22 protein-coding genes are annotated in these 26,371 nt (G+C 66.0%); 11 read left to right on the top strand and 11 right to left on the bottom strand.

What is annotated here, in order from left to right; translation table 11 throughout:
• From ACX80K_RS11315 to drmB, 3 genes are read left to right on the top strand one after another with little or no spacing between them, the layout of a single operon-like run.
• The gene (locus ACX80K_RS11315) at positions 1 to 1,803 is read left to right on the top strand and encodes a UvrD-helicase domain-containing protein (RefSeq protein ID WP_459271973.1); all 1,803 of its coding nucleotides are present in this window, start codon (positions 1 to 3) and stop codon (positions 1,801 to 1,803) included.
• Complete coding sequence (locus ACX80K_RS11310) at positions 1,804 to 5,010, top strand: helicase-related protein (protein WP_459271972.1); 3,207 nt, start codon at positions 1,804 to 1,806, stop codon at positions 5,008 to 5,010. It abuts the gene before it with no gap.
• Positions 4,949 to 7,090: a DrmB family protein gene (gene drmB, locus ACX80K_RS11305; RefSeq protein WP_459271971.1), complete on the top strand. Its 2,142-nt coding sequence runs from the start codon at positions 4,949 to 4,951 to the stop codon at positions 7,088 to 7,090. Before ACX80K_RS11310 ends, drmB begins: the two co-directional genes overlap by 62 nt.
• A gap of 441 nt (positions 7,091 to 7,531) precedes the next feature.
• Here the strand turns inward: drmB and ACX80K_RS11300 are convergent, their stop codons facing one another.
• Positions 7,532 to 9,292: a DUF262 domain-containing protein gene (locus tag ACX80K_RS11300; protein ID WP_459271970.1), complete on the bottom strand. Its 1,761-nt coding sequence runs from the start codon at positions 9,290 to 9,292 to the stop codon at positions 7,532 to 7,534.
• A gap of 75 nt (positions 9,293 to 9,367) precedes the next feature.
• On the opposite strand from ACX80K_RS11300, the gene ACX80K_RS11295 reads away from it, so the two are divergent.
• The gene (locus tag ACX80K_RS11295) at positions 9,368 to 10,393 is read left to right on the top strand and encodes a GntR family transcriptional regulator (protein WP_459272100.1); all 1,026 of its coding nucleotides are present in this window, start codon (positions 9,368 to 9,370) and stop codon (positions 10,391 to 10,393) included.
• A gap of 57 nt (positions 10,394 to 10,450) precedes the next feature.
• Here the strand turns inward: ACX80K_RS11295 and ACX80K_RS11290 are convergent, their stop codons facing one another.
• On the bottom strand, positions 10,451 to 12,229 hold the full coding sequence (locus ACX80K_RS11290; protein ID WP_459271969.1) for a DNA/RNA helicase domain-containing protein: 1,779 nt from the start codon (positions 12,227 to 12,229) through the stop codon (positions 10,451 to 10,453).
• A complete protein-coding gene (locus ACX80K_RS11285) occupies positions 12,216 to 12,536 on the bottom strand; it encodes a nucleotide pyrophosphohydrolase (protein ID WP_459271968.1) in 321 nt (106 codons plus the stop codon). Before ACX80K_RS11285 ends, ACX80K_RS11290 begins: the two co-directional genes overlap by 14 nt.
• 199 nt (positions 12,537 to 12,735) lie before the next feature.
• Here ACX80K_RS11285 and ACX80K_RS11280 point away from each other — a divergent pair, with 199 nt between their 5' ends.
• A complete protein-coding gene (locus ACX80K_RS11280; RefSeq protein WP_459271967.1) occupies positions 12,736 to 12,891 on the top strand; it encodes a hypothetical protein in 156 nt (51 codons plus the stop codon).
• Between the two features lie 31 nt (positions 12,892 to 12,922).
• Here the strand turns inward: ACX80K_RS11280 and ACX80K_RS11275 are convergent, their stop codons facing one another.
• Positions 12,923 to 13,765: a glycosyltransferase family 8 protein gene (locus ACX80K_RS11275; protein WP_459271966.1), complete on the bottom strand. Its 843-nt coding sequence runs from the start codon at positions 13,763 to 13,765 to the stop codon at positions 12,923 to 12,925.
• 33 nt (positions 13,766 to 13,798) lie between these two features.
• A complete protein-coding gene (locus ACX80K_RS11270) occupies positions 13,799 to 15,181 on the bottom strand; it encodes a D-arabinono-1,4-lactone oxidase (RefSeq protein WP_459271965.1) in 1,383 nt (460 codons plus the stop codon).
• A 169-nt stretch (positions 15,182 to 15,350) separates the two neighbouring features.
• On the opposite strand from ACX80K_RS11270, the gene ACX80K_RS11265 reads away from it, so the two are divergent.
• Positions 15,351 to 16,265: a 2-hydroxyacid dehydrogenase gene (locus tag ACX80K_RS11265; protein ID WP_459271964.1), complete on the top strand. Its 915-nt coding sequence runs from the start codon at positions 15,351 to 15,353 to the stop codon at positions 16,263 to 16,265.
• A gap of 4 nt (positions 16,266 to 16,269) precedes the next feature.
• On the opposite strand, the gene ACX80K_RS11260 is transcribed toward ACX80K_RS11265, so the two are convergent.
• Positions 16,270 to 17,295, bottom strand: a complete 1,026-nt coding sequence (locus ACX80K_RS11260) for a glycosyltransferase (protein ID WP_459271963.1) — start codon at positions 17,293 to 17,295, stop codon at positions 16,270 to 16,272.
• Positions 17,289 to 18,101 (bottom strand): glycosyltransferase family protein, encoded by an 813-nt coding sequence (locus tag ACX80K_RS11255; protein WP_459271962.1) that lies wholly within the window; start codon positions 18,099 to 18,101, stop codon positions 17,289 to 17,291. Before ACX80K_RS11255 ends, ACX80K_RS11260 begins: the two co-directional genes overlap by 7 nt.
• Before the next feature lie 247 nt (positions 18,102 to 18,348).
• Between ACX80K_RS11255 and ACX80K_RS11250 the strand changes: the two genes are divergently transcribed.
• From ACX80K_RS11250 to ACX80K_RS11230, 5 genes are read left to right on the top strand one after another with little or no spacing between them, the layout of a single operon-like run.
• Positions 18,349 to 19,425: a 2-keto-3-deoxygluconate permease gene (locus ACX80K_RS11250; protein ID WP_459271961.1), complete on the top strand. Its 1,077-nt coding sequence runs from the start codon at positions 18,349 to 18,351 to the stop codon at positions 19,423 to 19,425.
• 2 nt (positions 19,426 to 19,427) lie between these two features.
• Positions 19,428 to 20,726, top strand: coding sequence for a four-carbon acid sugar kinase family protein (locus ACX80K_RS11245; protein WP_459271960.1), 1,299 nt, complete (start codon positions 19,428 to 19,430; stop codon positions 20,724 to 20,726).
• Positions 20,723 to 21,748, top strand: a complete 1,026-nt coding sequence (gene pdxA, locus ACX80K_RS11240; protein WP_459271959.1) for a 4-hydroxythreonine-4-phosphate dehydrogenase PdxA — start codon at positions 20,723 to 20,725, stop codon at positions 21,746 to 21,748. The genes ACX80K_RS11245 and pdxA overlap by 4 nt, the downstream gene beginning before the upstream one ends.
• 28 nt (positions 21,749 to 21,776) lie before the next feature.
• The gene (locus tag ACX80K_RS11235; protein WP_459271958.1) at positions 21,777 to 21,902 is read left to right on the top strand and encodes a hypothetical protein; all 126 of its coding nucleotides are present in this window, start codon (positions 21,777 to 21,779) and stop codon (positions 21,900 to 21,902) included.
• Positions 21,903 to 21,934: 32 nt separating this feature from the next.
• On the top strand, positions 21,935 to 22,816 hold the full coding sequence (locus ACX80K_RS11230) for a GntR family transcriptional regulator (protein WP_459271957.1): 882 nt from the start codon (positions 21,935 to 21,937) through the stop codon (positions 22,814 to 22,816).
• Positions 22,817 to 22,901: 85 nt separating this feature from the next.
• On the opposite strand, the gene ACX80K_RS11225 is transcribed toward ACX80K_RS11230, so the two are convergent.
• The 4 genes from ACX80K_RS11225 to ACX80K_RS11210 form a co-directional block, all read right to left on the bottom strand.
• Positions 22,902 to 23,522, bottom strand: a complete 621-nt coding sequence (locus ACX80K_RS11225; protein ID WP_459271956.1) for a TetR/AcrR family transcriptional regulator — start codon at positions 23,520 to 23,522, stop codon at positions 22,902 to 22,904.
• Between the two features lie 72 nt (positions 23,523 to 23,594).
• Positions 23,595 to 24,692 (bottom strand): alcohol dehydrogenase catalytic domain-containing protein, encoded by a 1,098-nt coding sequence (locus ACX80K_RS11220; protein WP_459271955.1) that lies wholly within the window; start codon positions 24,690 to 24,692, stop codon positions 23,595 to 23,597.
• Positions 24,689 to 26,146, bottom strand: a complete 1,458-nt coding sequence (locus ACX80K_RS11215; protein ID WP_459271954.1) for a purine-cytosine permease family protein — start codon at positions 26,144 to 26,146, stop codon at positions 24,689 to 24,691. The genes ACX80K_RS11220 and ACX80K_RS11215 overlap by 4 nt, the downstream gene beginning before the upstream one ends.
• The gene (locus ACX80K_RS11210) at positions 26,143 to 26,295 is read right to left on the bottom strand and encodes a hypothetical protein (RefSeq protein WP_459271953.1); all 153 of its coding nucleotides are present in this window, start codon (positions 26,293 to 26,295) and stop codon (positions 26,143 to 26,145) included. The genes ACX80K_RS11215 and ACX80K_RS11210 overlap by 4 nt, the downstream gene beginning before the upstream one ends.
• Between the last annotated feature and the right edge of the window lie 76 nt (positions 26,296 to 26,371).

Below are 26,371 nucleotides of genomic sequence, written 5' to 3'. Positions count from 1 at the left end.
GTGTCGCTTGACGAGAGTCAACGGGCGGTCGTCGAAGCAGAGCCAGACGCGAGGTTGTTCGTCACGGCTGCTGCCGGGCAGGGCAAGACCGAGGTCCTCCTGGCCCGGGTAGGAACCTTGGTCGAGGACGGGCTCAATCCCGCCGACGAGATCCTGGTGCTGAGCTTCTCGCGCGCTGCCGTCGAAGCCGTGAGGAGACGTGCCCGGGTCCATGACCTCGATGGGCTTCAGATCCGCACGTTCGACTCCTTCGCCGCGCAACTCCTCATGGACACGGATGACCAGCAGCTCGGCGGGGATTTCGAGGCCAGGATCCGCAGAGCCACGAAGCACATCACCGGCGACGAGGTCCCCGACAGGGTCTCCTATCTCAAGCACATTCTCATCGACGAAGCGCAGGACCTCGTCGGGGATCGGGCGGAGCTGGTCCTGGCGTTGCTCGGGGCACTCGGGGACGCGCTGGGATTCACCGTGCTCGGTGACCCCTTACAAGGGATCTACGACTTCCAACTCAAGGAATCGGTATCCCCCCTGGCCTCCGGGGAACTCATCGAGAAGTTGATCAACGACTTCGGCGCTGAACCCCTGGTGCTCTCCGGGCACTACAGAGCTCTCACCGATCGCACCCGGGATCTCATCGCCGTCGGCGAACGGATCCGCGATCTCGGCCCCCTGGACGGAGCGAATGTCGGCACCGCACACCGGCTGATCGACGAGTTCCGTCGCGAGGTCTCCAGCAGTTCGGTCCTCCACGAATCAGGGGCGCTGAGCCCGGTCCCGGGCGAGAGGACCGCCGTGTTGTGCTCGACGAACTACGAGGTCCTCATCACGAGCGAACTCCTCTGGCAGCACGGTTACCCTCACCTCGTTCGACGCAGTGCCCAGGACATGAACCTCGCCCCTTGGGTGCACCAGGTGTTCAAGGACCTCGAGGACCGCACCTACGACGCCGAGGAGATCAAGTCCCGACTGGGTGCTCTCTTCGGGGACTCAGCCGATGACCTGTGGCTGGCCCTGAAGGCGGCCGAGGGCAACTCCACGACCTACAGGTCACTGGATGTCCCCCGGTTGAGCCGGCGCCTGCGCACCAGGTCGGTCCCGCTGACCTTGACGGTGGCGGATACCGCAGACCTCGTCGTATCCACCGTCCATCGGGCCAAAGGCCTGGAATTCACCAACGTCCTGTACCTGCACCCGCGGACGGGGTCCCCGGCGGCGGAGGAGAACGAGGCGACGCTCAAGCAGAAGTACGTCGCCCTGACCCGCGCACGATCCGACGTCATCTCCACGAAACTACCCAAGGACCTCCTTCAGCCTGCCGAGTGGTCCTCGGGACGCTGGTTGGAGAAGGCCTACCGGGGTAAGGCGCGGTACACGACGCGCATGGAGTTCCTGAACTCCGACGTCGACGACCTCACACCCTATTTCCCTACCGGGGGAGACGCGACGGAAGTCCAGGACGCCCTGGTCCTCGAGAACCTCGTAGGCCGGGTGATCTCCGGGGTCGTGCATGACGAACCCCGTCCGGGTGAGGGGCCACGGTATGTCCTGCGCACGGAGGAGGGCACGGTGATCGGCCGGACCGGGCCCGGTTTCGCGCACGACCTGAGACGGCATCTCGGGTTCAGCAGGGCCCGTGGTGAGCAGTGGCCAGCAGGTTTCACCGGTGCCCGCGTCACCTCCATCGAGTGCGCCACCGGTAGTCCCGAGGAGACGAAACGGGTGGGGCTGGGCGCCTCGGGTATGTGGTTGGTGCCCCGGCTGACCGGATTGATCACACGGACCACGAATCAGGAGCAGTGAATGTCGACGCTGGACACCAAGTACGCCTTCCGCCGGGAGATGGTCGATCGTCTCGAGACCGACCTCTACGGTCCCGAGACGCCGGACGAACTGATCACGGAAAGACCCCTGGACCGGTACGTGACCGGCGTCCTGTGGCCCGCGATGGACGAAACGGTCGTCCATGCACCGGATGACCCCGTATCCGTGTCTGCCGTGCCCGGCGAGGCCGCGGTGGACAGCCCGGTGGCGAACGCGCGGTTGTCCTACCCCAGCAGCGTGGGACTGACGGTGTCGGTCGACACCACGCTGTCCTCGTCACTGCTGGTATACCCGTCCGCGACCCGCTACGAGCCCGTGCACACCGATCGCCAGAGTGGGAGCAGACGCGGCACGGACTACGACTGGCAGAGACGCCCGGTAGAACTCGCAGTCATCGAGGTGCCGCTCGATCAACCGGAAACGCTGAAACTGCCGATCGCTGATGGGCTCGAGCTGTACGCCCTGGTTCGAGCGGCCGAGGACGGCATCGTGACGGTGACCGTCGTCCTGCGCAACATGCAGAAGAAACCGGGCCCCGGCGAGGACAAGGACCTCGCCTGCTGGTTCCAGGTCGGACTGAGCGTCCGCACCGACGAGCCCGCCCTGGTCGACCGGTCCAAGCTTCGACTCGAGCTCCCGGAAGACGAGGACCTCGCCTCCTCCGAACTGCTGTACCGCAACCATCTGATTTTCGGTGCCGGTCACGGGTGCGCCGTCGAGGTAGACGACGCCGACGTCGATGTCGAGGGCCGGCGTTGCCGCGGTGTCAGTACGACGTTCATCCCCCGGCAGGACGTGCACCGGTCCAAAGCCGGCGAGAGCGATGCGAACCTGTCCCTGCACCTGTTGGGCTCAGGAACCCGCGAGGACGTTCTCACCGAACTGTCCGTCCTGGCTGCGGACTACTCGTCATGGATCACGACGACGAGGACCTCCATGTCCGTCGACGGCCCCTCCTACGTTCCCGGACGTCTACGCGGCGTCGCCGACAGGCACATGCACCAAGCCGTCGAAGCACACCGGAGGATCGCTTGTGGTATCGAGAAGCTGCGGGACGACGAGGACGCCTTCGACGCCTTCCAGCTCGCAAACCGGGCGATGCACCTCCAGCGCGCCCGGCAGGACTGGGTCCGAGACGGGGCCGGGAGTGAGTTCACGCTCGGCGAACAGGCATGGCGGCCCTTCCAACTGGCGTTCATCCTGATCAATCTGCCGTCGGTCACCGATGACCACCATGAGGACCGGGGTATTGCGGACCTGCTGTGGTTTCCCACCGGCGGTGGCAAGACCGAAGCGTACCTGGGACTGATCGCGTACCTCGTGACGCTGCGTCGGTTACGTGATGACACGGTCGAAGGGGTCGCGGTGATCATGCGATACACGTTGCGGCTGTTGACCATCCAACAATTCGAGCGCGCCGCGATGCTGATCTGCTCTCTCGAGATCCTCCGGCGGAAGGACGAGCAGCGGCTCGGTGTCGAGGCGTTCGGTATCGGGCTCTGGGTCGGAAGTGGTGCCACGCCGAACGACATCCGGACCGCCCGGATGAACCTCGCCAAGCTCCGGAGCGGTGAGGACGTGGTGGAGGGCAATCCACGCCAGATCGAGGCATGCCCGTGGTGCGGGACGAGGCTCACGGTCGAGAACTACCGCATCGTAAAGTTCCCCAGCGAGCGGATGATCGTGAACTGCGCCGACGAGCGCTGTCAGTTCGCCGCGGGCCTGCCCGTTCACATCATCGACAGCGACGTCTACCGAGAACGCCCGGAGTTGATCATCGGGACCGTGGACAAGTTCGCGGCCATGGCCTGGCGTGGGGAGGTCACCGCCCTCTTCGGTCGCGGTAGGACCCCGGATCCGGGACCGGACCTGATCATCCAGGACGAACTGCACCTGATCTCGGGCCCGTTGGGTTCCACTGTCGGGCTCTTCGAGACGGCCGTGGACCTGGCAGCGGGAGGTCTGCACCGCCCGGCGGGGTCCGTGTGGCGGCAACCCAAGATCATCGCGTCGACGGCGACCATCCGTCGCGCCGATCAACAAATCCGCTCGGTCTTCAATCGGGAATCGCGGCTGTTCCCCCCGCCTGGACTCGACCCGGACGATTCGTTCTTCGCCGCGAAGGCCCCGCCCACCGAACTCGGAACCCGCCAGTACGTCGGTGTGCTCGCATCGGGCAGTAGCCATACGACGTTGATGGTGCGCACCTACGCCTCTCTCCTGCATTCGGGTGCCGTAGTCGACGCCCCGGAGGAGACGGACCGCGACCCGTACTGGACGCTCATGGGGTACTTCAACAGTCTTCGGGTCCTCGGCTCGGCGTACCTCCAGGTCTACGACGACGTCGACACCCGTGTGAAACTCCTCGCCAGGCGCGAGGGTCGCGATGATCCTCGGCCCCTCCAGCTCAGGGAGTTGACCAGTCGTGTCGAGAACAACCTGATTCCGGAGGCGTTGAAGTCCCTGGAGAAGAGCCTGATGAGTGGGTCGAAACCTGAGGACGTGGTGCTGGCTACGAACATGATCTCGGTCGGTTTGGATGTGGATCGATTGGGTTTGATGGCTGTGATGGGTCAGCCGCAGTCCAGTGCCGAGTACATTCAGGCGACGAGCCGGGTGGGACGTAAGCATCCTGGTCTGGTGGTGACGATCTTCAACGCCGCGCGGACGCGGGATCGGTCCCACTACGAGTCGTTCAACGATTTCCACGGGGCCTTGTACCGGGCAGTGGAGGCCACGAGTGCCACGCCGTTCGCGGCGCGGTCCCGTGATCGTGGTCTTCATGCCGTGTTGGTGTCGGCATTGCGCATGCTCGTCCCCGAACTACGGGAGAACGCCGGCCAGGTCCGGGTCGAGGCGCAGGTAGTCGATCAAATCATGTCCTCGATCGTCGATCGGGTTGTCGCGGTGGCGCCCGGGGAAGCTGCCGCGACGCGGAAGGAGCTCGAGCGGCTCCTGAACGTGTGGCGGGATGTCGCCGGTGTCGACCCTGCTCTGTCGTATCAAAAAAAGCCCAACAGTCCTACGGCGTTACTCATCGATTCGAGTAAGGCTCTGGAGGATCCCGACAGTTACGGCTACAGCACCAGCAGGGTCCCCTGGCCCACACCACGCAGTATGCGCGATGTGGATGCCGAGACGACTCTTCGCCCCAAATTCCCCCGGAAGGATGCCTCGGATGGTTAGGAAGACCTACGCAGCCCGGCGTAGTCAGTTGATCTCCACTTTCGGTGTGGGGAGCTTGTTCCCGGCCGAGAATAACAGTTTCATGATCACCAGCATCGATCAGTGGGACAGGAAGTACCTGAAGCCAGTGAGCGAACCTCGTCTGGCCCGGAGCCTTCGCGTGTCCGAGTTGTTCCTGCCGCCCTCCGGCCGGGGCGGTGTGCCGGTGGTGCGTTTCCCGCAGATGCTGGTGTGTTCGAGTTGTCAACGTATCGGTACGACGACGGGGCTTCGTGCTGCTTATGACGATCCCCGATGTGGGTTGTGCAAGTCGCCGACTCCGTTGACGCCCTCACGTTTCGTCACGGCGTGCGAGGACGGGCACATCGATGATTTTCCGTACAGTTTCTGGGTCCACGGTTCCGCCCGGGGCGGAGATGCTGCCGAACACGAATTGAGTCTTTCCTCCGAGGGCCGGACCTCGTCGCTGGCGGACATGGTGGTGCGGTGTTCGTGCGGGGAGCAGCGGAGCATGGTCGATGCGTTCAATCCGGTCGCGCTCAGGGAGCTCAAGTGTCAGGGGCATCGGCCGTGGTTGGGGCGGGACTATCAGGAGAAGGGGTGTGGGAAAGCACCCAGGACCGTGCAGCGTGGTGCTTCGAATGTCTGGTTCCCCATGATCCGCTCGGCGATCTCCATCCCCCCGTACTCGGAGTTCCTCGCGAAGGTCGTCACCTTCCATGCCTCGCAGCTGGGGAAACCGCAGGCATTGGAGCCGGCCTCGACGTGGGTCCTGGAGGGGATTCTCGAGGACCTCAAAGGTCGATTCTCGTTGGAGCAGCTCCGCGCGGAGATCAGACGACAGTTCCATGGTGGTGACACCACGGACCTGTCCGAGGACCAGTTACGTGAGCAGGAGTTCATGGCGTTGCTCCAGGGCCGCCGGGACAGCCCTGATACCGACTTCGTCGCCGAGAAGGTTGCCGTCCCTACCGCTCATACGCATTGGGTTAAAGCCGCGCGGAAGGTCACCCGACTGCGAGAAGTTCGTGCTCTGCACGGCTTCAGCAGGCTGAACCCGGGCAACCAGGACACCTCGGACCCGAAACCTTCAAAGTTGTTCCCGGAGGACAACGCACAGCACTGGTTACCTGCCATCGAAACGTTGGGTGAGGGTTTGTTCGTCGCACTAGACCGCGCTCAGGTCGAGGAATGGGCGAGGACCGACTTCGCGGCGGCGCGAAGAAGGATGTTGGACGAGAACGCGAGACGTGCTGCCGAGCAACGCGATCAGGTCCCGATACCGGTCGACATCGTCCAGACCCTCGTCCACACCCTCTCCCACATCATCATTGATCAGCTCTCCCTCGATGCCGGGTACCCGGCGTCCTCCATCCGCGAGCGCTTGTATGTCGGACGGGACCAGGTCGGCGTGCTCCTGTACACGGCCTCGTCGGATTCGGCCGGGAGCCTGGGCGGGATCGCCGCGCAAGCGGGCCCGGAGCGTCTCGGAGCGTCCTTGGACGAGGGCCTGCTGAGGACCTCGTGGTGTTCGGCGGACCCGGTGTGCATCGAGTCGACGGGTTCGGGGACGGATGCGCGGAATTTGGCTGCCTGCCACTGCTGCGTGCTGGTCCCCGAGACCAGCTGCGAGCTCTTCAACGGCAACCTCGATCGTGCGACGTTGTTCGGGGTGCACGGGAACAGTGATCTCGGCTTCAAGGAGTGGGCGCTCGCGCATCCGCTGCAGTCCGCTCCAGTGCCCACCGAGAGTGGCACCGTCGTAGCGGATGACGATGTTCCGGACAATATGCGCGGTACTGGGTGGGTCACGCTCTTCGTTGAGTCGGGTCCGCGCATGCGCGAGCTGGTGGAGGAACTGGTCGAGGCCGATATCGAGGCCACCGAATGGGGTCACGAGGTCGGCCCGGAGGGGCAGTGGTCGATCGACCTCGCTTGGCCGGCGGCGCAGGTCGCCGTCCTAGAGGACACCGATGAGGCGCGCGATGAATGGCTGATCGAAGACGGGTGGATGATCTACCACATCACCGACTGGTCCCCCAGTGAACTGGCCGACACACTGGCCGAGACGGTGTACTGAAGAACGACGGCGCAGCGCGGTGGCGCCGGGGGCCGCTATTCGTCCCCGACGCCACCGGCTCCTGATCGGCCTGCCGCTGAATCACCGGCGAGAACACTGCCAGGTCGTTCGAGCTCGAGCGCAGTCTGTCGAAAGCGTACCCACTGAGACTGAACCCCATGCGCCACAGAACAACTACCGCGTCTACAGGGTCCGTAAGCTCTGGAAAGCTGCGGGTCGTACCGGGATGAATCACAGCATGACCTGCTGCCTAACACAGCAACGCCAATCAAATACACGCGTAACACCAACCCTGGGGCCATCCTTAAACCACGATTGTCCCCTAGAATTAACTGCACTCCCACGGCCAGATCGTGTCATATGAGCGATTATCGCTCATCCGCCATCGGGGGACGCACGTTGACGGTGTCTAGGTCCACTTCTTGATGAATGACCGGGGTCTCATGCTTCAGGTACTGCGGGCCAGCGCTCCATGAACCAATCCGCGAGTAATTCCCCTCTTGCCTGAAGCGTCGCCGGGGTCCACTCCTCGTAAGTCTCCGCGAAGCGTCGAGCCGAGACGAAGGCCGACCCACCTTGATAGATTGGGCGCTTCACCGAGTATGCGTTGTTTCCAAGACCAGAATTCATGCCCGAAGTCAGTGGGATTAGGTTGGCGAATAAATCCTTCATCTTCGCATGCTCCTGTATTGAGAACGCATCCCAATCAAACGAGTATGTCGTTGGAAGCACATGCTCGATCCAAGGCACGTTCTCCGCATGGTCGCCGCCGAGTGAACGGTCATACTCGAGAATTAGATAGTCGTCGATCGACGTCTTATAGATCGGCCGGCTGAGGATATTAGCCCTCACCTCTTCGTCTGAGGGCCACGCCACAGTCTTATGAGTGGTTATGGCCAGCATCACCCCGGCGGCTGACAGCTCGGCTCCTGATTCTTCTGCGTCGAGCCACAGACGCTTGAACACGGCATGTAGGCCAGTAGGTTCATATCCGCAGAGTGCACGTCTCGTCAGAAATGAGTCCAACGTTTCAAGAATCTGACATCCGATCTTTTGATCCAACTCTTCCTCACTCAGCGCATTGGAGAGGCGCATGACGAAGGGCAGCAATGCTCCCGGGGCGCCCAGCTCAGTGAGCCGGTGGAATCGCCGAGCAACGTCAGGGGCATGGTTCTTGCGGTTGGTGCCTTGGATGAAGTCCAGGAAAGCGTCCTGGTACTCGACAAGTTGTTCAATAATCGCGGTGGGCTCCAGTTTCCGCCATTTCCGACTCAGAAAGGAATGCACCTCCGACTTTCGTAGATTAGCGTCGTGAGCTAGCCCGAATGGGAAGAAATACGAATCGAAGTGATTCCTTGTGCCCTCTTTGAATCTTTCATAGAAAGGTTGCCACTCATGTAAGTCAATCTGAGCGGCCGAAACAGGATCAATGGCAGCCTTGCGTGAAAAGACCTCATTCCGAACTAGATCACCGATGGTCATGGGTTGTTGTTTCGAGTTGAGGCTATTGAAGATTTTTGGTCCATTCGTGGGATCTTTCACCTGAATAGACACAACGGAGAATCTGTTCAAGAGTGCCCGAGTGATCTCTTGAATACGCTCTTTCTTGCCGGTTTTATACTGTGCAGACAGGAAACGCTTTGCTGACCGAAAATTGGCATAAATCCTGCCTTTTGTCTCGGTAGTGTCTGGTAAAGGCTGGAACTTGAACCCGTCCAGTTTCTCGCCGAATTTCTTCGTACTCAGGACCTCCCGTATCACCGCGTTCATATCCCCCTGATCCTCCCTGCAAGGGTGCAAGGTCAGGTTTGATAGATTGGGCACTGTGACGCTGGTCCCGATGTATGAGCGAAACAACAGGGCGGCCTCGTCGGGCTCACCGCATTCAATCAGGGTTTTGATAATTGCAGCTACGTACAAGTAGAGCGTAGTTAAGCGCTGCTGGCCATCGATTACTTCGTAGACTCGCGGCCGACCGGGGTCACTATATAAACCGTGGATGATGATCGCGCCAAGGAAATGGGCGTCCGTTGCTTGATCAACGACACTCAGGAGGTCGGCATTGAACGTTTTTATCTTTTCGTTGTCCCAACGGTACGGACGCTGGAAGAATGGTATCGAGAAAATTGATGCGTTCCCAAGTACAACGCCCAACTGTTCCTCACCAGCATTAGACGTAAGTTTGAAGCTTTCTTCAGTCATCTCTCCCCCAGCCGATCCGTTTGATCTTCGGCACAAGCCTACGACTTGCTTTCATCGTGAGCATCATCTGAAGCGCTGGCCCCGAAGAACTCTCCGCCCCCACCCCTGCGGGCGCAGATCATGAACCACTCGTTGCCGCCGGGCACCTCACTGCCAAGTGAGGCGCAGCTGCAGGTACGGTACGGCGTGTCCCGGTCCGCCGTCCGGCAGGCCCTCGGCGCGCTGGCCGCCGAGGGGTTGATCGAACGGGGACGGGGACGCGGCAGCACCGTCGCTCCGCGGCGGGAGCACCACCGGCTGGTGCACCAGACCTCAGGTTTGTCGGCGCAGATCGCCGGGACCGGGACGAGTGTCGGCACGGAGGTGCTGTCCCTGGCCCTGCAAGACGCCGATGCGTCGACAGAGATCCTCGGCACGCCGCAGGTACTCGCGCTCGCGCGGCTGCGCACGGCCGACGGCGTGCCCATCGCGGTCATCCACACCTGGCTCCCTGCCCCGCTTGCCGGTCTCACGGCGGAGGATCTGCACAACGCGTCCCTGCACGCGGTGCTGGGCAAGAAGTACGGGGTGCAGATCATCTCCGGCAAGCGGCAGATCCGGGCCGTCCCCGGCAACCAGGACCTGCTCCGGCTGCTGCAGCTCGACGACGGCGCACCGGTCCTCCTGCTCGAGGGAACCAGTTACAACCAGGACGGCCGAACGGCGGAGGATCTGCACAACGCGTCCCTGCACGCGGTGCTGGGCAAGAAGTACGGGGTGCAGATCATCTCCGGCAAGCGGCAGATCCGGGCCGTCCCCGGCGACCAGGACCTGCTCCGGCTGCTGCAGCTCGACGACGGCGCACCGGTCCTCCTGCTCGAGGGAACCAGTTACGACCAGGACGGCCGACCCGTGGAGGTCTTCTCGACCTGGCACCACCCCGACCACGTCGTCTTCGACATCTACGTCCAAGAGGACTCGCCGGCGCCGTCCGCGCTGGTGGCACCGGGCGGTCCAACGCCGTCGCCCGATGACGCTCCCGATCCGCTGGCCGACCGCGCCCGCCGGCTGGGAGCCGAACTGCTGCGCTTCGCCGACGACATTTCCGGCAATGGGCACTAACCCTGTAGCCACCCTTACTGACGTCGTAAGCTTAGAAGAAGGCTACCTCCTCAGCACTTACTCGCCGCTGGCGGGAATGAACGTTCGCAAGTACGCGCGTAATCCCGGGTCGCACACATAGACGTAGGTTCCTTTTATGCCTCGCGTGAGCAGCACTGCATAGATATTCCGGACGAACCTCAGGAGATCGTCGTCCGTGTAGATCTTGCCCAAAACCGGGTTATTCTCCTTGCCCTTCTTGTCGAAGTACGACGCGCGGTTGACGACGATCCTTTCTGCATCGGCGTCGTAGCAAAGGTCGGGTCCAATAATCACCCCCGCGTAGTTCAAGTCGTAGCCCTGCACGGTGTGTATCGACCCGACCTCCTCGCGCGACTTCGGGGAAGCGATCCAGTCGGTCTGGGTGCTGTTCCATCGGAACTGAGTGCCGTCGATCTCGATGTCGTACGCGGCCTTATCGGCCTTCGTCTTCCATGGCCAGGCATACCCGGCCACCAACCTCGACAACCCGGCTTCCTCATCTCGGCGCAGCACTTCGGTGCGCATGTCGGCAATGCTCTCGAACAGGCGGAAATCGTATCCGTCGAAATCCTCCGCCAGCATCGGCCCCTCGTCGACCTCGGAAGGGCGGAGAATCCTACGGACGTATCCGACGTAATCCGATCCGGCCCGCACACGCATTTGCGACACGAGTGGGTAGTGACGATCCGCCCTCTTGGCCTCGGCAACAAGGTCGTGGAGGACCTGGGGAGGAAGGTCCGCCGGTCGAACGCTTTGCGCAGCGTCGAGGAGCAGTACTTGATTCTTACTCTTTGCGCGGATCCAATCGAGTTGCGTCTTTGTCGTGTCGTCCTGCCCGAACAGCTTCTCGTTGATCTCGCGAAACTTCTTGTTCTGTACCCCTGATGCCTGATTCGCGCGCTGGTTGAGCCGATGCGACTCGTCGACGATCAGTAGGTCGAACAGCTCATCAGCAACGCCGACATCGAACGCTGTCATCACCATCGCTTGGTGCAAGCCGGGCGTCTTCTTGAAGACCTTCTTGATCGACTCGCGCAGCGACTGTTGGGGCACCACGAGCCCGATCCGTAACCCGACGAGAAGATCGGCATAACCCTGAACGAAGAACTCGGAGAACATGGAGTCGCTGTCGAGTTCCTCGACGGGCACACCGCCTCTGATGTCGACGATCAACTTGAGCAGGTAGATCGCGACAACCGTCTTGCCCGTGCCTGGGTCGCCCTGGATGACGATCGTGCTGCGCGTGGCTGCCTTCAAGTCCTCGAACATGCCCTCAAGAATTCCCTCGACGGCCACCGCCTGATCCTGGGTCAGTTCTTTGAAGGGCGATAGCTTGAAGAGGTCGCTGTTCTCTATCTCAGGAATGCTTCGGCTGAACACACCGTCATGCCGAAGTTGCTCGAAGACTTCCCTGAAGGTCTCTCGGTACAGGTCGCGATTGTAGTAGTCGGCCTCGATGATGCCGTCGTTGCGGTTGAGTACCTGGTAAGCGCCGTCTCCAGCAAGCATCCGAATGAGATGGGACTCGAGGTCGAGGCAGACGGACTTGTTGAAGGTGTTGTCGACGACGACGCGCATAGTGCTGAGATGCTGCTTATCCGGCGAGGCGAAGTGCTGACGCATCCGCGCAGCAGCGTTGCGCGACTCGCCCACATAGACGTCGTTCAGACCCGCTCCGCGGGAACGAGACGGGTGGCCCGTCGCGTTGTCCAGGACGTAGACGATCGGCCAGTTCGTGTGGCGGTCGTGCAGCGGCGCCCAATTGGCGACGGCATCGGGAGTGAAATCAACCCGCTGGATCTCAAAGGGCGTCATACTTGGCGCTTCGCCCCCGCGCTCTGTTCACCGGATACTTCTCCCGCGTCTTTTCAAGCTTCTCCAGAACTATCTGATCCGGGTCGACACCCAGCCGGCCTGCCAGCAAAAGGCAATACGTGAGCACATCAGCCAGCTCCTCTTTGACCCGCTCTCCATCAGCATCGGCATTCCACTGGAAGCACTCGAGTAGTTCGCTGGCCTCAATGACAACGCTTTTGGCCAGATTCTCCGGCGTGTGGAACTGCGCCCAATCCCGTTCGGCGACAAAGGCTGCGATTTCGGCTTTCAGGGACGGTTCGAACATCCCGTCAACGTAACAGAAATCAGGGCTGTCTTTACGGGCAGGACGTGGCACCGTCACGGACGGCGGACCAGCCAGAGGCACGCAGGGGCGACGCATCGCTCTTCGGGGAGGTTCACCTGACGTATCGACCTCCACGTACTTGGCCTGCAAGTCGTACAGCGTCGCCTGCTGGACGGCGTCGCCTCGGTCCCCCTATGCGTTGCGCACCACGATCGACAAGAAGCTGTGCTGGATCGCGTCGGCCGCAGTCGCCGGTGCTGACGCCGACGGTGATTACGGCGTCCGCCCCAGCTTCGCGCAGCAAGGCGGCGAGGCCGACCCAAAAGAGACACTGGCACTTCTCTCCACATGGTAGCGGGGTCGAAACCAAGCGCCTTCGCCTGGGGTCAGGAGCAGACAGATGCGCCCAGGGTGTCGGCCATGTCCCACCAGAGCCGGTTCACATCGACGTACCGGTCGGTGGGGTCGAGCGGCTTCGCCCACGGCTTGTCGATGATGTAGTGGATGTTCTTCACCGACGCCGGATCCCACACCGACGGGTGCTGGTGCGGCAAAGTCTTCAGCGCGTTGTAGACGTACGGCAGCGGCTGCCAGCGGTCCCGGTAGTACTCGTTGAGGAAGTCCTGCTCCGCGAACGGGTAGGCCGAGAGATGCTCGACCGCCGCCAGCCGGGCCACCATGTCGGCGAAGACGGCCTCGTCGGGCGACAGCACGAGGAAGCCGCCGTTCAGGTAGTTGTCCGTCGCGCCCGGTTCGGTGACGTGGTCCCCGCCCCGGCAGTGCGTGTAGAAGCAGGTCTCGGGTGTCCAGCTCGGCGGGTAGCTCGCGATCCGGTTGGGGTTGCACCGGCAGGCGTGGCAGGCGGCGATGGCGCCGTCGGCCAGGTCCAGCGAGAACAGCTCGTCCATGTTCCGGGTCACCAGCATGTCGGCGTCCAGGAAGACGACGCGTTCGAACTCCGTGAGGCCCCAGACGGCCAGCTTGGTCCAAACCTCCGCGAACCGGGCGTTGGCGTAGCTGCCCGCCGATCCCCCGGCCGGCCGCAGCGGTGCCACGTCGCGCAGGAGGCACCCGTCGTCCTGCAGGAGGCGCCGGGCCTGCTCGTCGATCCCCTCGGTCACCATGACCACGAGGGGGGTGGTGCTGCCGGAAGCCGCCAGCGAGGCACGCAGCGTCCGGACCCCGATCAGGTAGTCGGGTTGAGTCAGCAAGGTCACCCAGGCGTTCATCGGTGGTGTTCCTGTCCTAGTGGGCGGGTCGGGTCAGTCGAGGAGCGCATCGGTGAAGGCATTCGCGAATCTGTGCTCCGGGTCCAGCGTCTCGCGCACCCGGCGGAAGGCCTCCCACTGGGGGTAGAGCGCCGGCCAGTCGTAGAGGGACTCGTCGAAGTACTTGCCCCAGTGCGGCCGGCCACCCTCCTCGGCCAGGGCCCGCTCCACTGCTCGAAGGAAGCTGCTTCCCTCCTCGGACAGCGAACCGTCGGCCGCGTAGTAGACCACGAAGCCGAAGTAGCAGGTGTCCTGGCCGTTGGACGGGCTCAGCCATCCCTCGGACGCGCCGGTGCAGCGGAGGATCACCGGGTAGTGCATGCGGGGGCGGGTCTCCGCATGCCAGTCCTTGATCTTCCTGATCACCGCTCCGGCCTGAGCGAGCGGGATGCCGATCTCCACGTTGATCTGGGGGGTCGCGATCCCCTTGCAGAACACCTGGTAGATGTCACCCGTGACGTCGGTGAAGTCCCGGAAGCGCGACACCGTGCGGAGCGACTTGCCGTCGTCGGCGACGCCCTTGCTGTCGTCGCGGAGGTGCTGCAGCGTCGACTCGATCGTGCTGTTCATGGACGTATCGGTCGTCGCGTACTCCACGAGCTGACTGCCGCCGGCCCGGTACCGGGAGATCTCGTCGTCGGACGCCTCATTGGCGGTCCACACCTGGACCTGGTTCTCCTGCGGGAACCACCACGCCTTGACCAGGATGTTCTCCCGGTTCCAGGTCTCCAGGTCCGTCTCGAGCGTGCCCGCATCGACGGCCTTCTTCACGCAGGTGTAGATCATCGACTCCCGTGCGCGCAACGTCACGGCGGTGATCACTCCCAGTGAGCCGAGGCCGAGTTGGACGGCAGAAAAGTCCGGGTGGTCATGGTCGAACTCCTCGACCGTGCCGTCGGCCAGCACCATCCGGATCGCCAGCGCGGCGCCGGCGATCGAGCTCTGCTGCAGGCCCTGACCGTGGGTTCCGGTGGACAGGGCGCCGGCCAGCGTCTGCTCGGCGATCACCCCGGGTGAGGCGTCCAGCATCTGCCCCCGCGCGGTGAGGAACGCGTACACCTCGGCCAGGGAGGTCGAGCCGGCGAAGGTCGCGGTGTCGTCGGTGCTGGAGATCAGGCCGCTCAGCCTGCTCAGGTCCAGGAGCGTGCCGGCCCCGTCCGCGACCTCGATCATCCTGCCGGGCGACATCCGGCTCCCGATCATCCGGACCCGGCCGTCACTGGTGGACAAGAAGTAGCACAGTTCCGCCTCGGTGGCCGGCGCGACGACCGAGCCGGGCAGACCCAGCCGGGAGTTTCGAGCCCAGTTGCGGAGCCGGGCGTCCTCGCCGGTGAGCTCCGGCTCCTGGTGGGGGTAGGTGAGCTGTGTGATGGACATGACGCGTCTCCTGTAGAAGTTCGGTTCTGCCTTCGAAGCCGCATCGACGGGCGCGGCTGATCCATCGGGCACGGGTGTTTCCGGCCACCGTGGATGAATTTCTCAGTTCTGTAGAAGTCCTGTTTTCACCATAGCCCTGCCTCGTCAAGGGGATGTTTACACTGACAAAATGACTGTCGTCTGCGTACCCGATCCGAATGCCCGCGATCTCCTCGGAGCCCTTCCCGACGAGGTCGAGGTGATCGTCTGGGACGGCGGGGGCGACAAGCCCGAGCGCCTGGCGGAGACCGTCTTCTGGGTGCCGCAGGTCGAGGACTCCACCGACCTCGCCGGGAAGTTCGCCGCCATGCCGAAGCTCGAGGTCACCCAGCTGACGAGTGCCGGCGTCGAGGACATCCTCGAGCACGTCCCGGACGCCGTGACCTTGTGCAGCGCGCGTGGCGTACACGGCCCGGCCGTCGCCGAACTGGTCATGGCCGTCGTCCTGTCCACGCTGCGCCGGCTGCCCCACTTCGGTGACGCGCAGCGACAGGGCCGGTGGGACCCGATGGAGGCCGACGACCTGCGCGACAAGCGCGTCCTGATCATCGGTGCCGGCGACCTCGGCGAGCAGACCGCCCGCCGCCTGCGGAGCTTCGATGCCGTTCCCGTGCTCGTGGCGCACACCGCACGCGACGGCATCCACGCGACGTCGGAGCTGCCGGACCTGCTGCCCGGGGCCGACGTGGTGGTGCTGACCGTTCCGCTCACCGCCGATACGACCGGGCTCGTGGACACGGAGTTCCTGTCCCTGATGCCCGACGGCGCCCTGCTGGTCAACGTGGCGCGCGGCAAGATCGTGGACACCTCGGCACTGCTCGCAGAACTGACGTCCGGGCGGCTGCGCGCCGCCCTGGACGTGATGGAGCCGGAGCCCCTGCCTGCCGACCACCCGCTGTGGAACGCGCCGAACCTGATCATCACGCCGCACGCCGCCGGCTCGATCGCGCAGTCCGGCCCACGAGCCTTCGCGCTGGTCAACGCGCAGGTGCGCCGCTACGTGGCCGGCGAGGACCTCGTCAACGTCGTGAAGGGCGCCCACTGAACCCTCAGGCATACGCTGTGAAGTTCGGGCCGAGGGTATCGAGCCAGGCGACCGGATGCACGGCCACCGCGTCTGCGCCGGGCCGGGCCCACGCGGCCACGACCGCCTCCTCCAGCGCCGCTCCGGTCCGGGCGAACGGATAACGGTCGAGCACCCAGCGGCGGTTCGCCGCGCGGACCGATGCCAGGGCGTCGAGGTCCTGGATCAGGTCCGCCACCTGGTCGCGGATCAGCAGCGGTCGCTGGTCCGGGACCCGCCACGCGCCGGGCGCCTCGAACAGCTCGTGCCCACCGCCGCCGTCGTACCCGACCACGAGGCAGCCCGACGCCAGCGCCTCGGCGACCGGCAGACCGAAGCTCTCGGTGTGCCCGAGGGCGACGAAGACCGCCGAGCCCGCCAGGGTGGCGGCCACCGCCGCCCGCGGGGCCTCGACCAGTTCCACCAGCTCCACCCCCGAGAGCCGCGGCTCGTCGGCCAGGACCCGCTTCAGCAGTGAGGCCTCCCGTGGCCGCTTCCTGGGGAACCAGCTCACCCGGAGCTGCCCGGCGGCGCCGGGGGCGAACAGCTCGCCGTCCACCGGGTTGGGCACCACGCTCACCGGCAGGCCGGGCAGCGCGGCGGACAGCACGTCGCGGCTCTCCGCGGACACCACCCAGATCGCGGGCGCCGGCGACCATCCCGGAAAGTCCTCGCCGGGGGCGCCGGCGGCGAAGGTGTAGAAGTGGTTCTGGTTGAAGATGACCTTGCGCGCTCCGGGTGCCGGATCGCGGCCCTGGACGGTCGGTGTCTCCGGCAGCACCAGGAGGTCGTCTGCGCCGATCGGAGTGGTGGCGCCGAACAGCATCGGCACGTCGTCGGCGATCCAGTCGGTGCGGTCGTCCGCGTCGGGCAGCCACAACCAGGCCTCGTGGCCGCGCTTCCGCAGCAGCCGGACGTGCTGGGTCATCACGTGCACGCCGCCGCTGTGGTGGCGGGTGGCGAAACCCGCGTAGACGATCCGCCCCGGGGACCGTCCGGGACTGCTCACCATGCCGGAGCCGTCAGGTACCACGACGCGCCGCTCCCGGTGTTGTGGGCGGGGAACGAGTCCGGGCCGAGCCCGACGTCGGCCCGCCACCCGTCGCCCCACTTGGCGTCCAGTCCGTGGAGGATCTCCGCCCGGTTGCCCTCGGAGCTCTGACCGGTCCGGTTCATCGTCTGCCGCCGCAGGTGCGAGACGTAGGCGCCCTCCGTGACCACGCACCGCAGGCCGGCCGCCCGCACGCGGATCGCCAGGTCGATGTCCGCGCCGTAGCCGTGCCGCGGGAAGGCGACCTCGTCCAGACCCCCCAGCTCGACGACGGGGGGCACGGCGAACGCTAGGGCGGTGCCGTCACAGAAGTCGACGTCGCGCAGCACGTCGCGCGGGACGTACTCCGCGGCGGTACCCGGGATCGCAGAGGCCCGCTGGTGGATCCAGAAGTCGTCGTAGCAGGCCGCCGCGAGCGCGATGTCGTCCGCGGTCGAGAAGGGCGCGAGCAATCCGTCGAGGAACCCGGGCGACACCCGGATGTCGTTGTTCAGCACCACGCAGACCGCATGTCCCTCGCGCGACGCCGTCTGCAGCGCCCAGTTCGCGGCGCCGATCCACCGCAGGTTGCGCCCCGGGCGGTGGACCTCGATGGTCCCCTCGGGCAGCACGTAGTCGCCGGCGTTGTCGACCACCACGATGCGCAGGGCCGGGTCGAGGTCGCTCCCGTCGCGGACCAGGTCACGCACCACCGCGTCGGTCAGCTCCGGCGAACCGAACGCGGGGATGACCACCAGTGCCGACGCGGCCGTCGTCGAGGGGGTCACTGCTCGGCGCGGGCGGCGCGGCCCGCGCGGTCGCCGTTCACGGTGATGATCAAGATCGGTTCCCGTCAGGTCAGGTGGGCGTGTGCCACGGCAGCGAAGACTACGGAGTAGTTCTGCCAGACCCGGCGAACGGATGGCTCGTTCTTGTGTGATGTGCCCCACGCGACCTACTGTAGATACATCGTGTCCGTACTAGTTGTACGTATCCGTCCGACACAAACCTCCCGTACAGAGAGAAGATTCGCCAATGGCAGCCGAATCGCTTCCCAAGTCCCGCATCCCCCTGTTCGACAGCATGAACCGCATCCCCGGCGGCCTCATGCTCATCCCCCTGATCCTCGGCTCGATCGTCGGGACCTTCACCCCCGGCTTCCTCGAACTCGGCAGCTTCACCACGGCCCTGTTCGCCGACTCGGCCCTGCCGCTGATCGCCGTCCTGATCTTCGCCACCGGCATGCAGATCACCGCCAAGGCCTCCGGCCCCGTGCTCGCGACCACGGGCGTCGTCCTGCTCTTCAAGACGATCATCCCCGCCGCCCTCGTCGCGGGCCTCGGCCTGGTCGTCGGCGTCGAGGGCATCCTCGGCATCTCGATCCTCGCCCTGCTGGCATCCTTCGACAACAGCAACGGCGGCCTCTGGCTGGCCTTCACCGGCCGCTACGGCGACTACCGCGACCGCGGCGCCTACATGGCCTCCGCCATCAACGACGGCCCCTTCTTCACCCTGCTCTTCCTCGGCATGTCGGGCCTCGGCAACATCCCGTTCCTCACCCTCCTCGCCGCCGCCATCCCCCTGATCCTCGGCTTCATCGTCGGCAACCTCGACGCCAAGTGGACCGAGGTCATGCGGCCCGTACCGAACATCGTCATCCCGTTCTTCGCCTTCGCCCTCGGCACCGGCATCGACCTCCGCAACGTCATCGCCGGCGGCATCGGCGGCATCTTCGTCGGCATCGCCGCCACCCTCATCACCGGCGCCCTGGTCTACATCGGCTACCGCTTCGTCCTCCGCCGCGGCGCCAAGTCCGGCATCGGCATCGCCTCGGCGACCACGGCCGGCAATTCGATCGCGACCCCGGCGATCGTCGCCGCGGCAGACCCCAGCTTCGCCCCGTTCGTCGAGGTCGCGACCGCGCAGGTCGCCTCGGCCGTGCTGGTCACCGCGATCTTCGCGCCGCTCCTGGCCACCTGGGTGCTCAAGCGCCAGGGCGGCCTGGACACGGACGACGCAGCGCAGGTCCTCCCCACGTCCGCCTCCGAGCTACCCCCCGCGGGTCCATCGGCTCCCACGGACCGACCCCGTCGGACCGAGGAGAGCGGCTGACCGTGGCATCTCCTGCCCCCATCGTCGGCATCGCGGCCGACGACGTCACCGGCGCCACCGACTCCGTGGTCCAGTTCTCCCGCACCGGCTGGTCCTCCCGCCTGCTGCTGGGCGAACTGCTCCCGGACTCGGTGGAGCCGGGCAGCGCCCTGGCCGTCAACACCGACGCGCGCGCCCTGGACACCGCCACCGCCCGTCAGGCCACGGCGAGCGCCATCAGGAGCCTCGTCACCGCCGGGGCCGACCGTCTGTACCTGAAGATCGACTCCACCATGCGCGGCAGCGTCCCGGCGCAGGTGGCCGGAGCGCTCGACGCGTGGCAGGAGCGGCACCGCGGCTGCTTCGCGGTCGTGTGCCCGGCCTACCCGGCGATGGGAAGGACCATCCAGGACGGGCTGCTGCGCGTGCACGGTGAACCGGTCGAGGACTCCCCCGCGGGCCGGGACCCGGTCACGCCGGTGCCGACCAGTGAGTTCTCGCAGCTCCTGCCCGGCGCGACGACGATCAGTCTCAGCGGCTCCGCGGGGCGGGATGCGCAGGCCCTGCGGGACGCAGCGGGTGACGGCGTCGTGGTCGTCAACGCGGCGTCCGACGACGACCTCCGCATCCTCGCGGCCGCGCTCGTCGTCGCCGGTCCGACGGCGATCCCCGCCGGGTCGGCCGGCCTGGCCGCCGCGATGGCGGCAGCGTGGGCAGACGCCGGAGCAGTACACGCCGCATCAGAGCCTGCACCCGCAGCGCAGGGGCAGCGGATCGTCGTCGTCGTCAGTTCGCTGCATGACGTCGCCCGCGCCCAGACCGACCACCTGCGCTCCCGGCTGGACTCCGCCGATCTCCGCATCCTGCAGCCCGACGAGTCCCTGCTCGACCAGCCGAACCGGCTCGCGCAGTGGGCCGCCGGAGAGCTCGACGTCCCGGAGTCGCTTCCGCGGGTCGTCGTCATCATCTCCCCCGAGGCAGTCGGCGGCTCCGAGACCCTCAGCGGGACCGCCATCGCGAGCAGTCTCGCGTCCGTGGTGCAGCAGACCCTGGCCCGCACCTCCGTCGGCGCCCTCGTACTCGTCGGCGGCGACGGAGCCCGCGCCGTCCTCGACGCCACCCGCGCCCAGGCACTGCGCATCACCGGTGCTATCCAGGAAGGCATCCCGGTCGGCGTCGTCGAAGGCGGCACCGCGGCTGGAAAGATCGTCGTCACGAAGGCCGGCGGCTTCGGCCCGGTCACCGCCCTGCTCGACACCGTCACCGAACTCACCCGGACACTGACCACCACCCCCGCCCAACCTACGGAGGCATCCTCATGACCATTCCCACCCTCGCCGTCACCCTCGGCGACGTCGCCGGCATCGGACCGGAGATCACCGCGAAGTCCCTCCTCGGGCACGACGACGTCCGGCAGGAGTGCAGGCCCGTCGTCATCGGCGACGAGGCCGCCATGCGCCAGGGCGTCGCCAACGTGGGCGGCGACCCGGACAAGGTCCGCGTGCTGTCCTCGATCGAGGACGCGACGAACGAGCCCGGCATCATCGAGCTCCTGCAGACCGGCCCGTCGCTCGCGGACGTGAAGCTCGGCGAGCTCAGCCCGGCCGCTGGTGACGGGTCCTACCGCTTCGTCGTCGAGGCCTGCCGCCTGGCCCGCGAGGGGAAGGTGCAGGGCATCGTCACCGCGCCGCTCAACAAGGCCGCGATGCACGCCGGCGGGCACAAGTGGCCCGGCCACACGGAGCTGCTCGCGCACGAGTTCGGCGTGGAGAACTTCAGCCTCGTGCTGTCCGCGGGTGACCTCTACTTCTTCCACCTCACCACCCACGTCTCCCTGCGGCAGGCCATCGAGGACGTCACGCCCGAGCGCACCACCAACGTCATCGAGCTCGTCAGCGCCTTCACGAAGGCGCTCGGCAACCCGGACGAGCCGATCGGCCTCGCCGGGCTGAACCCGCACGCGGGCGAGAACCGCCTGTTCGGCGACGAGGACGCCGACATCCTCGCCCCCGCCGTCGCTGCAGCCCGCGAGAAGGGCATCACCGTGCACGGGCCGATCCCCGCCGACGCGCTCATCCCCGCCGCGGTCAAGGGCAAGTGGAACATGGTCATCGCCTGCTACCACGACCAGGGCCACGCACCCTTCAAGGCGGTCTACGGCGACGACGGCGTGAACATCACCGTCGGCCTGCCCGTAGTCCGCGTCTCGGTGGACCACGGCACGGCGTTCGACATCGCCGGCCAGGGCATCGCCCGGGAGGCCAGCCTGGTGCTGTCCATGCGCCGTGCGGCTGCGCTGGCACCGGGATGGGACCACGTCTGGCGGACCGCGCAGAAGAAGTAGCTGCTCCCACACGCCTAGGATCGGAATTATGACAAGCGACGAAGACCTCGACCCACCCGTCCCGAGCTACCTCGAGGGCATCGAGCTCAAGCGGGTCCACGACGGCACGGTGCTCGAGGACTACGTGTCGGCGCCGTCCGGCGCCGACACGTAGTCCTCGACCACCATCGTGAACCGGAGCAGCTCATGACGGGGCAAGACGACACACAGGAGCGTCCACTGGATGCCGGGAGCAGCGAGCCGCTGCACCTGCAGCTCCGCGGACATCTGCGCGCGCAGATCCTGAACCACTCGCTGCCTCCCGGCACCTCCCTGCCCAGCGAGGCACAGCTGCAGGTGCGGTACGGGGTGTCCCGGTCCGTGGTGCGCCAGGCCCTCGGCGCACTGACCGATGAAGGGCTGATCGAGCGGGGACGTGGGCGGGGCAGCACCGTGGCGCCGCGGCGGGAGCACCACCGACTCGTGCACCGCACGTCGGGGCTCTCGGCACAGCTGGGGAGCACCGGGGCGAGCGTCGGTACGGAGGTGCTGTCGCTCTCCCTGCAGGAGGCCGATGCGTCGACGGCGATCCTCGGGACGCCGCAGGTCCTGTTCCTCGAGCGGCTGCGGACCGCGGATGGCGTGCCGATCGCTGTCATCCACACGTGGCTGCCGGCGCCGACGTTCGCTGATCTGACCGCAGAATCCCTGCACGATGCGTCCCTGCATGCAGTGCTGGGCGAGAAGTACGGGGTGCAGATCACCTCCGGCAAGCGGCAGATCCGGGCAGTCCCGGGTGACGGAGACCTGATGCGGTTGCTCCAGCTCGAGGCGTCGTCGCCCGTCCTCCTGCTGGAGGGCACGAGCTTCGACCAGGACGGGCGGCCCGTGGAGGTCTTCTCGACGTGGCACCACCCCGACCACGTGGTGTTCGACATCGACATCCAGCAGGATGCCCCCATGTCTGCTGTGCCGCGCGATCCGGCACCGTCCTCGTCCGGTGACCCGGTCGACCCTGTCGCTGAGAGGGCACGCAGACTGGGGGCCGAACTGCTGGACCTGGCGGATCAGCTCTCGCAGCCCCGCTGATACGTCCGGACACCGCCGGGCCGAGGAGGGCGCACCGCACGGTCCCCTGCGGGAGGTGCCGCCGCGGGCCCGCGGACCGTCGTCGTCAGACCTGCGGCAGCAGCACCTGAAGGTGGGCGATGATCGCCGCCACGCCCACCTCGAAGCCGAGGTCGGAGCGCTTGCCGCCCAGTGAGGCATTAGCGAACGCGCCGTGCAGCGCGGGCTGGGCCTCCGCACTCGCGAGCCAGGCCAGCTCCGGCGACGCCATATCGAGGGCGGAACCGAGCAGAAAGCTGTCGAGGACCGTCACGGCCACCACCACGTCGTTCGGCGCGAAACCCTGCTCCACGAACACCGCCGCGAGGTGCTCGTAGATCTCGAGCGTCGCTGTGTCCGTCACGGCCTCCCCCACGAGCAGCGGGATGGCCTTCGCGTGCTGGCCCAGCGCGCGGCGGTAGCTCCGGGCCCACGCTGCGACGCGGTCCTGCCAGGCAGGGCCGGCCGTGAAGAAGTCCCCCGCTGCGAGGGCGTCCGAGCCGATGACGGACCGGATTCCATTGATGATCTCCGGCCGTCCCTGCACGTGGTGGTAGATGGACGACGGGCTGACCGACAGCTTCTTCGCCAGCCCCGGCAACGTGAAGTCACCGAACTCGTCCACCAGCTCCAGTGCTGCCCGGTAGATCTTCTCCGGCGACAGAATCGCCTGGCGTGGCCGCCCCATGCTCCCCCTTTTGTCGCGGCCACGCCGCCCTATGCTGTTCCTGCGCTGATGAGGCTCCCGCCGTCGTCGTTCCTAGAAGACGATCACGCTGCGCGCCCGCTCTCCCCGGCGCATCGCATCGAACGCCTCGTTGACCTCGTCCAGACTAATCCGGTGCGAGATGAGCCGGTCCACCGGCAGGCGCCCCGCGAGGTACAGCGCGGCGAGCCGCGGGAAGTCCCGCCCCGGCACGGTGGAACCGTAGTTGGAGCCGATGAGCGACTTCCCGCTTTCCGCGAGCATCAGCGCGTCGATGGACACCGGGCTGCCCTCGGGCGGCAGGCCCACGATGACGGCCTTGCCGCCGGGGACGATGAGCGACGGGAGGGACTCGATGGTCTGCACCCGCCCAATCGCCTCGAACGCGTACGCGGCGCCTCCTCCGGTGATGGCGGCGATCTCCTCCGCGAGCCCGTCCGACGGCACGAGGGTGTGGGTGGCGCCGAAGTCCCTGGCCGCCGCGAGCTTGTCCTCGCTGAGGTCGACGGCGATGATCGGGTTCGCGCCGACGAGCCGCAGCGCCATGATGATCGAGAGTCCTACACCGCCGGTCCCGACGACGACGGCGGACATCCCCGCCTCGACGCCGGCGTCGTTCACCACCGCGCCGAAGCCCGTGGCGACGGAGCAGCCGATAAGGCTGGCGACGTCGAATGGGACCTCGTCGGGGATGCGGATGGCACCGGCCTCGGGGACGACGGCGTACTCGCTCATGGACCCGACGGTCAGGTACGGGAACACGCGCTCGCCATCGAGGGTGAGCGGGCTGCTGCCGTCGGGCAGGAGGCACTCCTCGGACCGGCTGCCCGTGCACACGTAGGACTTCCCCGACAGGCACGCGGTGCAGCGGCGGCAGGGGTAGAACCAGGAGAGGATCACGTGGTCGCCCACCGCGACATCCGTGACGCCGTCACCGATCGCCTCGACGGTCCCGGCACCCTCATGGCCCATCACCGTGGGCGAGGGCAGCGTCCAGTCGCCGTCGAGCACGTGGCGGTCCGATCCGCACACCCCCGACGCGCCCATGCGGACGAGGACGGTGCCCGGGGTGGGGTCGGCGACCTCGACGGTCGTCAGGTCGAGGTCCTGCGAGCCGATGCGGTGCACGGCGGCGCTGGAGGTGCGGCTCATGCGCGCCCCTCGACCTTCTCTGCAGGAGCGTAACCGCCGACGCCGCGGCGGACGTAGAGCACGCGGGCGAGCACGTAGTACACGATCGCGCCGATGATCGCCGCCGGGAAGGACGCCGTGATGTAGCCGAAGATCGGCTGCGCGGTGAGGGTAACCGGGTTGTAGATGACCAGGTAGAAGATGGCGCCGACGGCGACGGCGACCATGCCGGCCCAGTTGACGCCTCCGTGGAAGTGGTAGGCGCTCTCTCCCCGGTGGCGGTAGAGGTCCTCGAGGACGACGCGCTGGCGGCGCAGCAGGAAGTAGTCGGCGATGATCGCGCCGCACATCGGGGCCAGGAACGCGCCGCTGAGCGTCACGAAGGTCATGAACCGCAGGTACATGAAGCCCGGGAAGAACGCGAGGATGGCCGGCAGGACGAAGAACGCCGCGCAGAGCCAGGCCCACTTCACCCGGGACAGCAGGTTGCCGCTTGCCTGCCGGATGGCCAGCACGGTGGAGTAGACGATGGAGGACGTGCTGGTGATGTTGGCAAAGGCGATGAACAGCAGGATGAAGGCGCCGAGGACCGGGCCGCCGAAGGGCAGCATCCAGACGGTCGGGTCGGAGTCGCCGAGCGTCAGGGCCGCGGCCATGCCGACGATCTGCGCGATCAGGGTGGCTCCGAGCAGGCCGCCGTACGAGGGCCAGAGGGCGGCCTTCGGTGTTTTCGTGAGCCGTGCGAGGGATCCCATGACCGGGTACCAGGACACGCCGACGCCCACGTTGAACTCGACGGCGAGGGCGAAGTTGAGGCGGTCGTCCTCGAACGGGGCGAGCGGCGCGGCGCTGAACAGCGTGTCCCACGAGGTGTTGATGACGAGGAAGACCATGAGGAAGACGGTCACGACGATCAGACCCGGGGCGATGAACTTGTTGAACCGGCCGATGGTCACGGGACCGCGGGAGAGGATCCACCAGGACACGGCGATCGCGACGAGGGCGAAGACCGTCACCATGAGGCTCTCCGGACCGAAGTCGGTACTGAACGCCGAGTTGGACACCTGGGTGACCGCCCTGCCGACCATGATCGCGAGCAGTGACGACCAGCCCATCTCGGTGATAAGGATGACAGTGAAGACCAGGACGCCCACGCCGACGATCCCGAAGACCGGCCGGAGGATGGTGTACTGCTCGACGCCGTAGCGCTGGCTGGCGACGACGCTGGCGAGGATCATGAACCCGAGGCCGATCGCGTTGCCGATGATCATGGCGGCGATGCCCTGCTGGAAGCCGACGAGCAGCGCCGTCGATCCTCCGACGAGGAAGGCCCACGTGGCGATGGCGAGGCTGATGTTGACGCCCGTGAAGTCGGCGCCGTTCCAGATGCGCTCCTTGCGGAGGAGCGGCAGCGATCCCAGTGATCCGCTGCTCTCGCCGGCGACGTCGGTGGAGTCCTGGTGGTTCGCGCTCACAGCGCCAGCACCAGGAAGCCCAGCAGGGTGATCCCGAGGGTCACCAGGGTGTACATCCCGAGGTCCCGGCCGGTGAGCGCAGCCCGTGAGGCGTCGCCCTGTTCCCGGGCGGAGATCTCCTCGAGCCGCCGACGCAAAGCGGCTGCCATAGACGCATCTGCAGAATCCATCATTGTCACCTTTACTAATCGAATGTCATTCGGTTTGGGTCAATAATTGTGCCTA

The organism is Arthrobacter sorbitolis (assembly GCF_054510995.1).
This window is presented reverse-complemented; position numbering and strand designations above follow the sequence as displayed.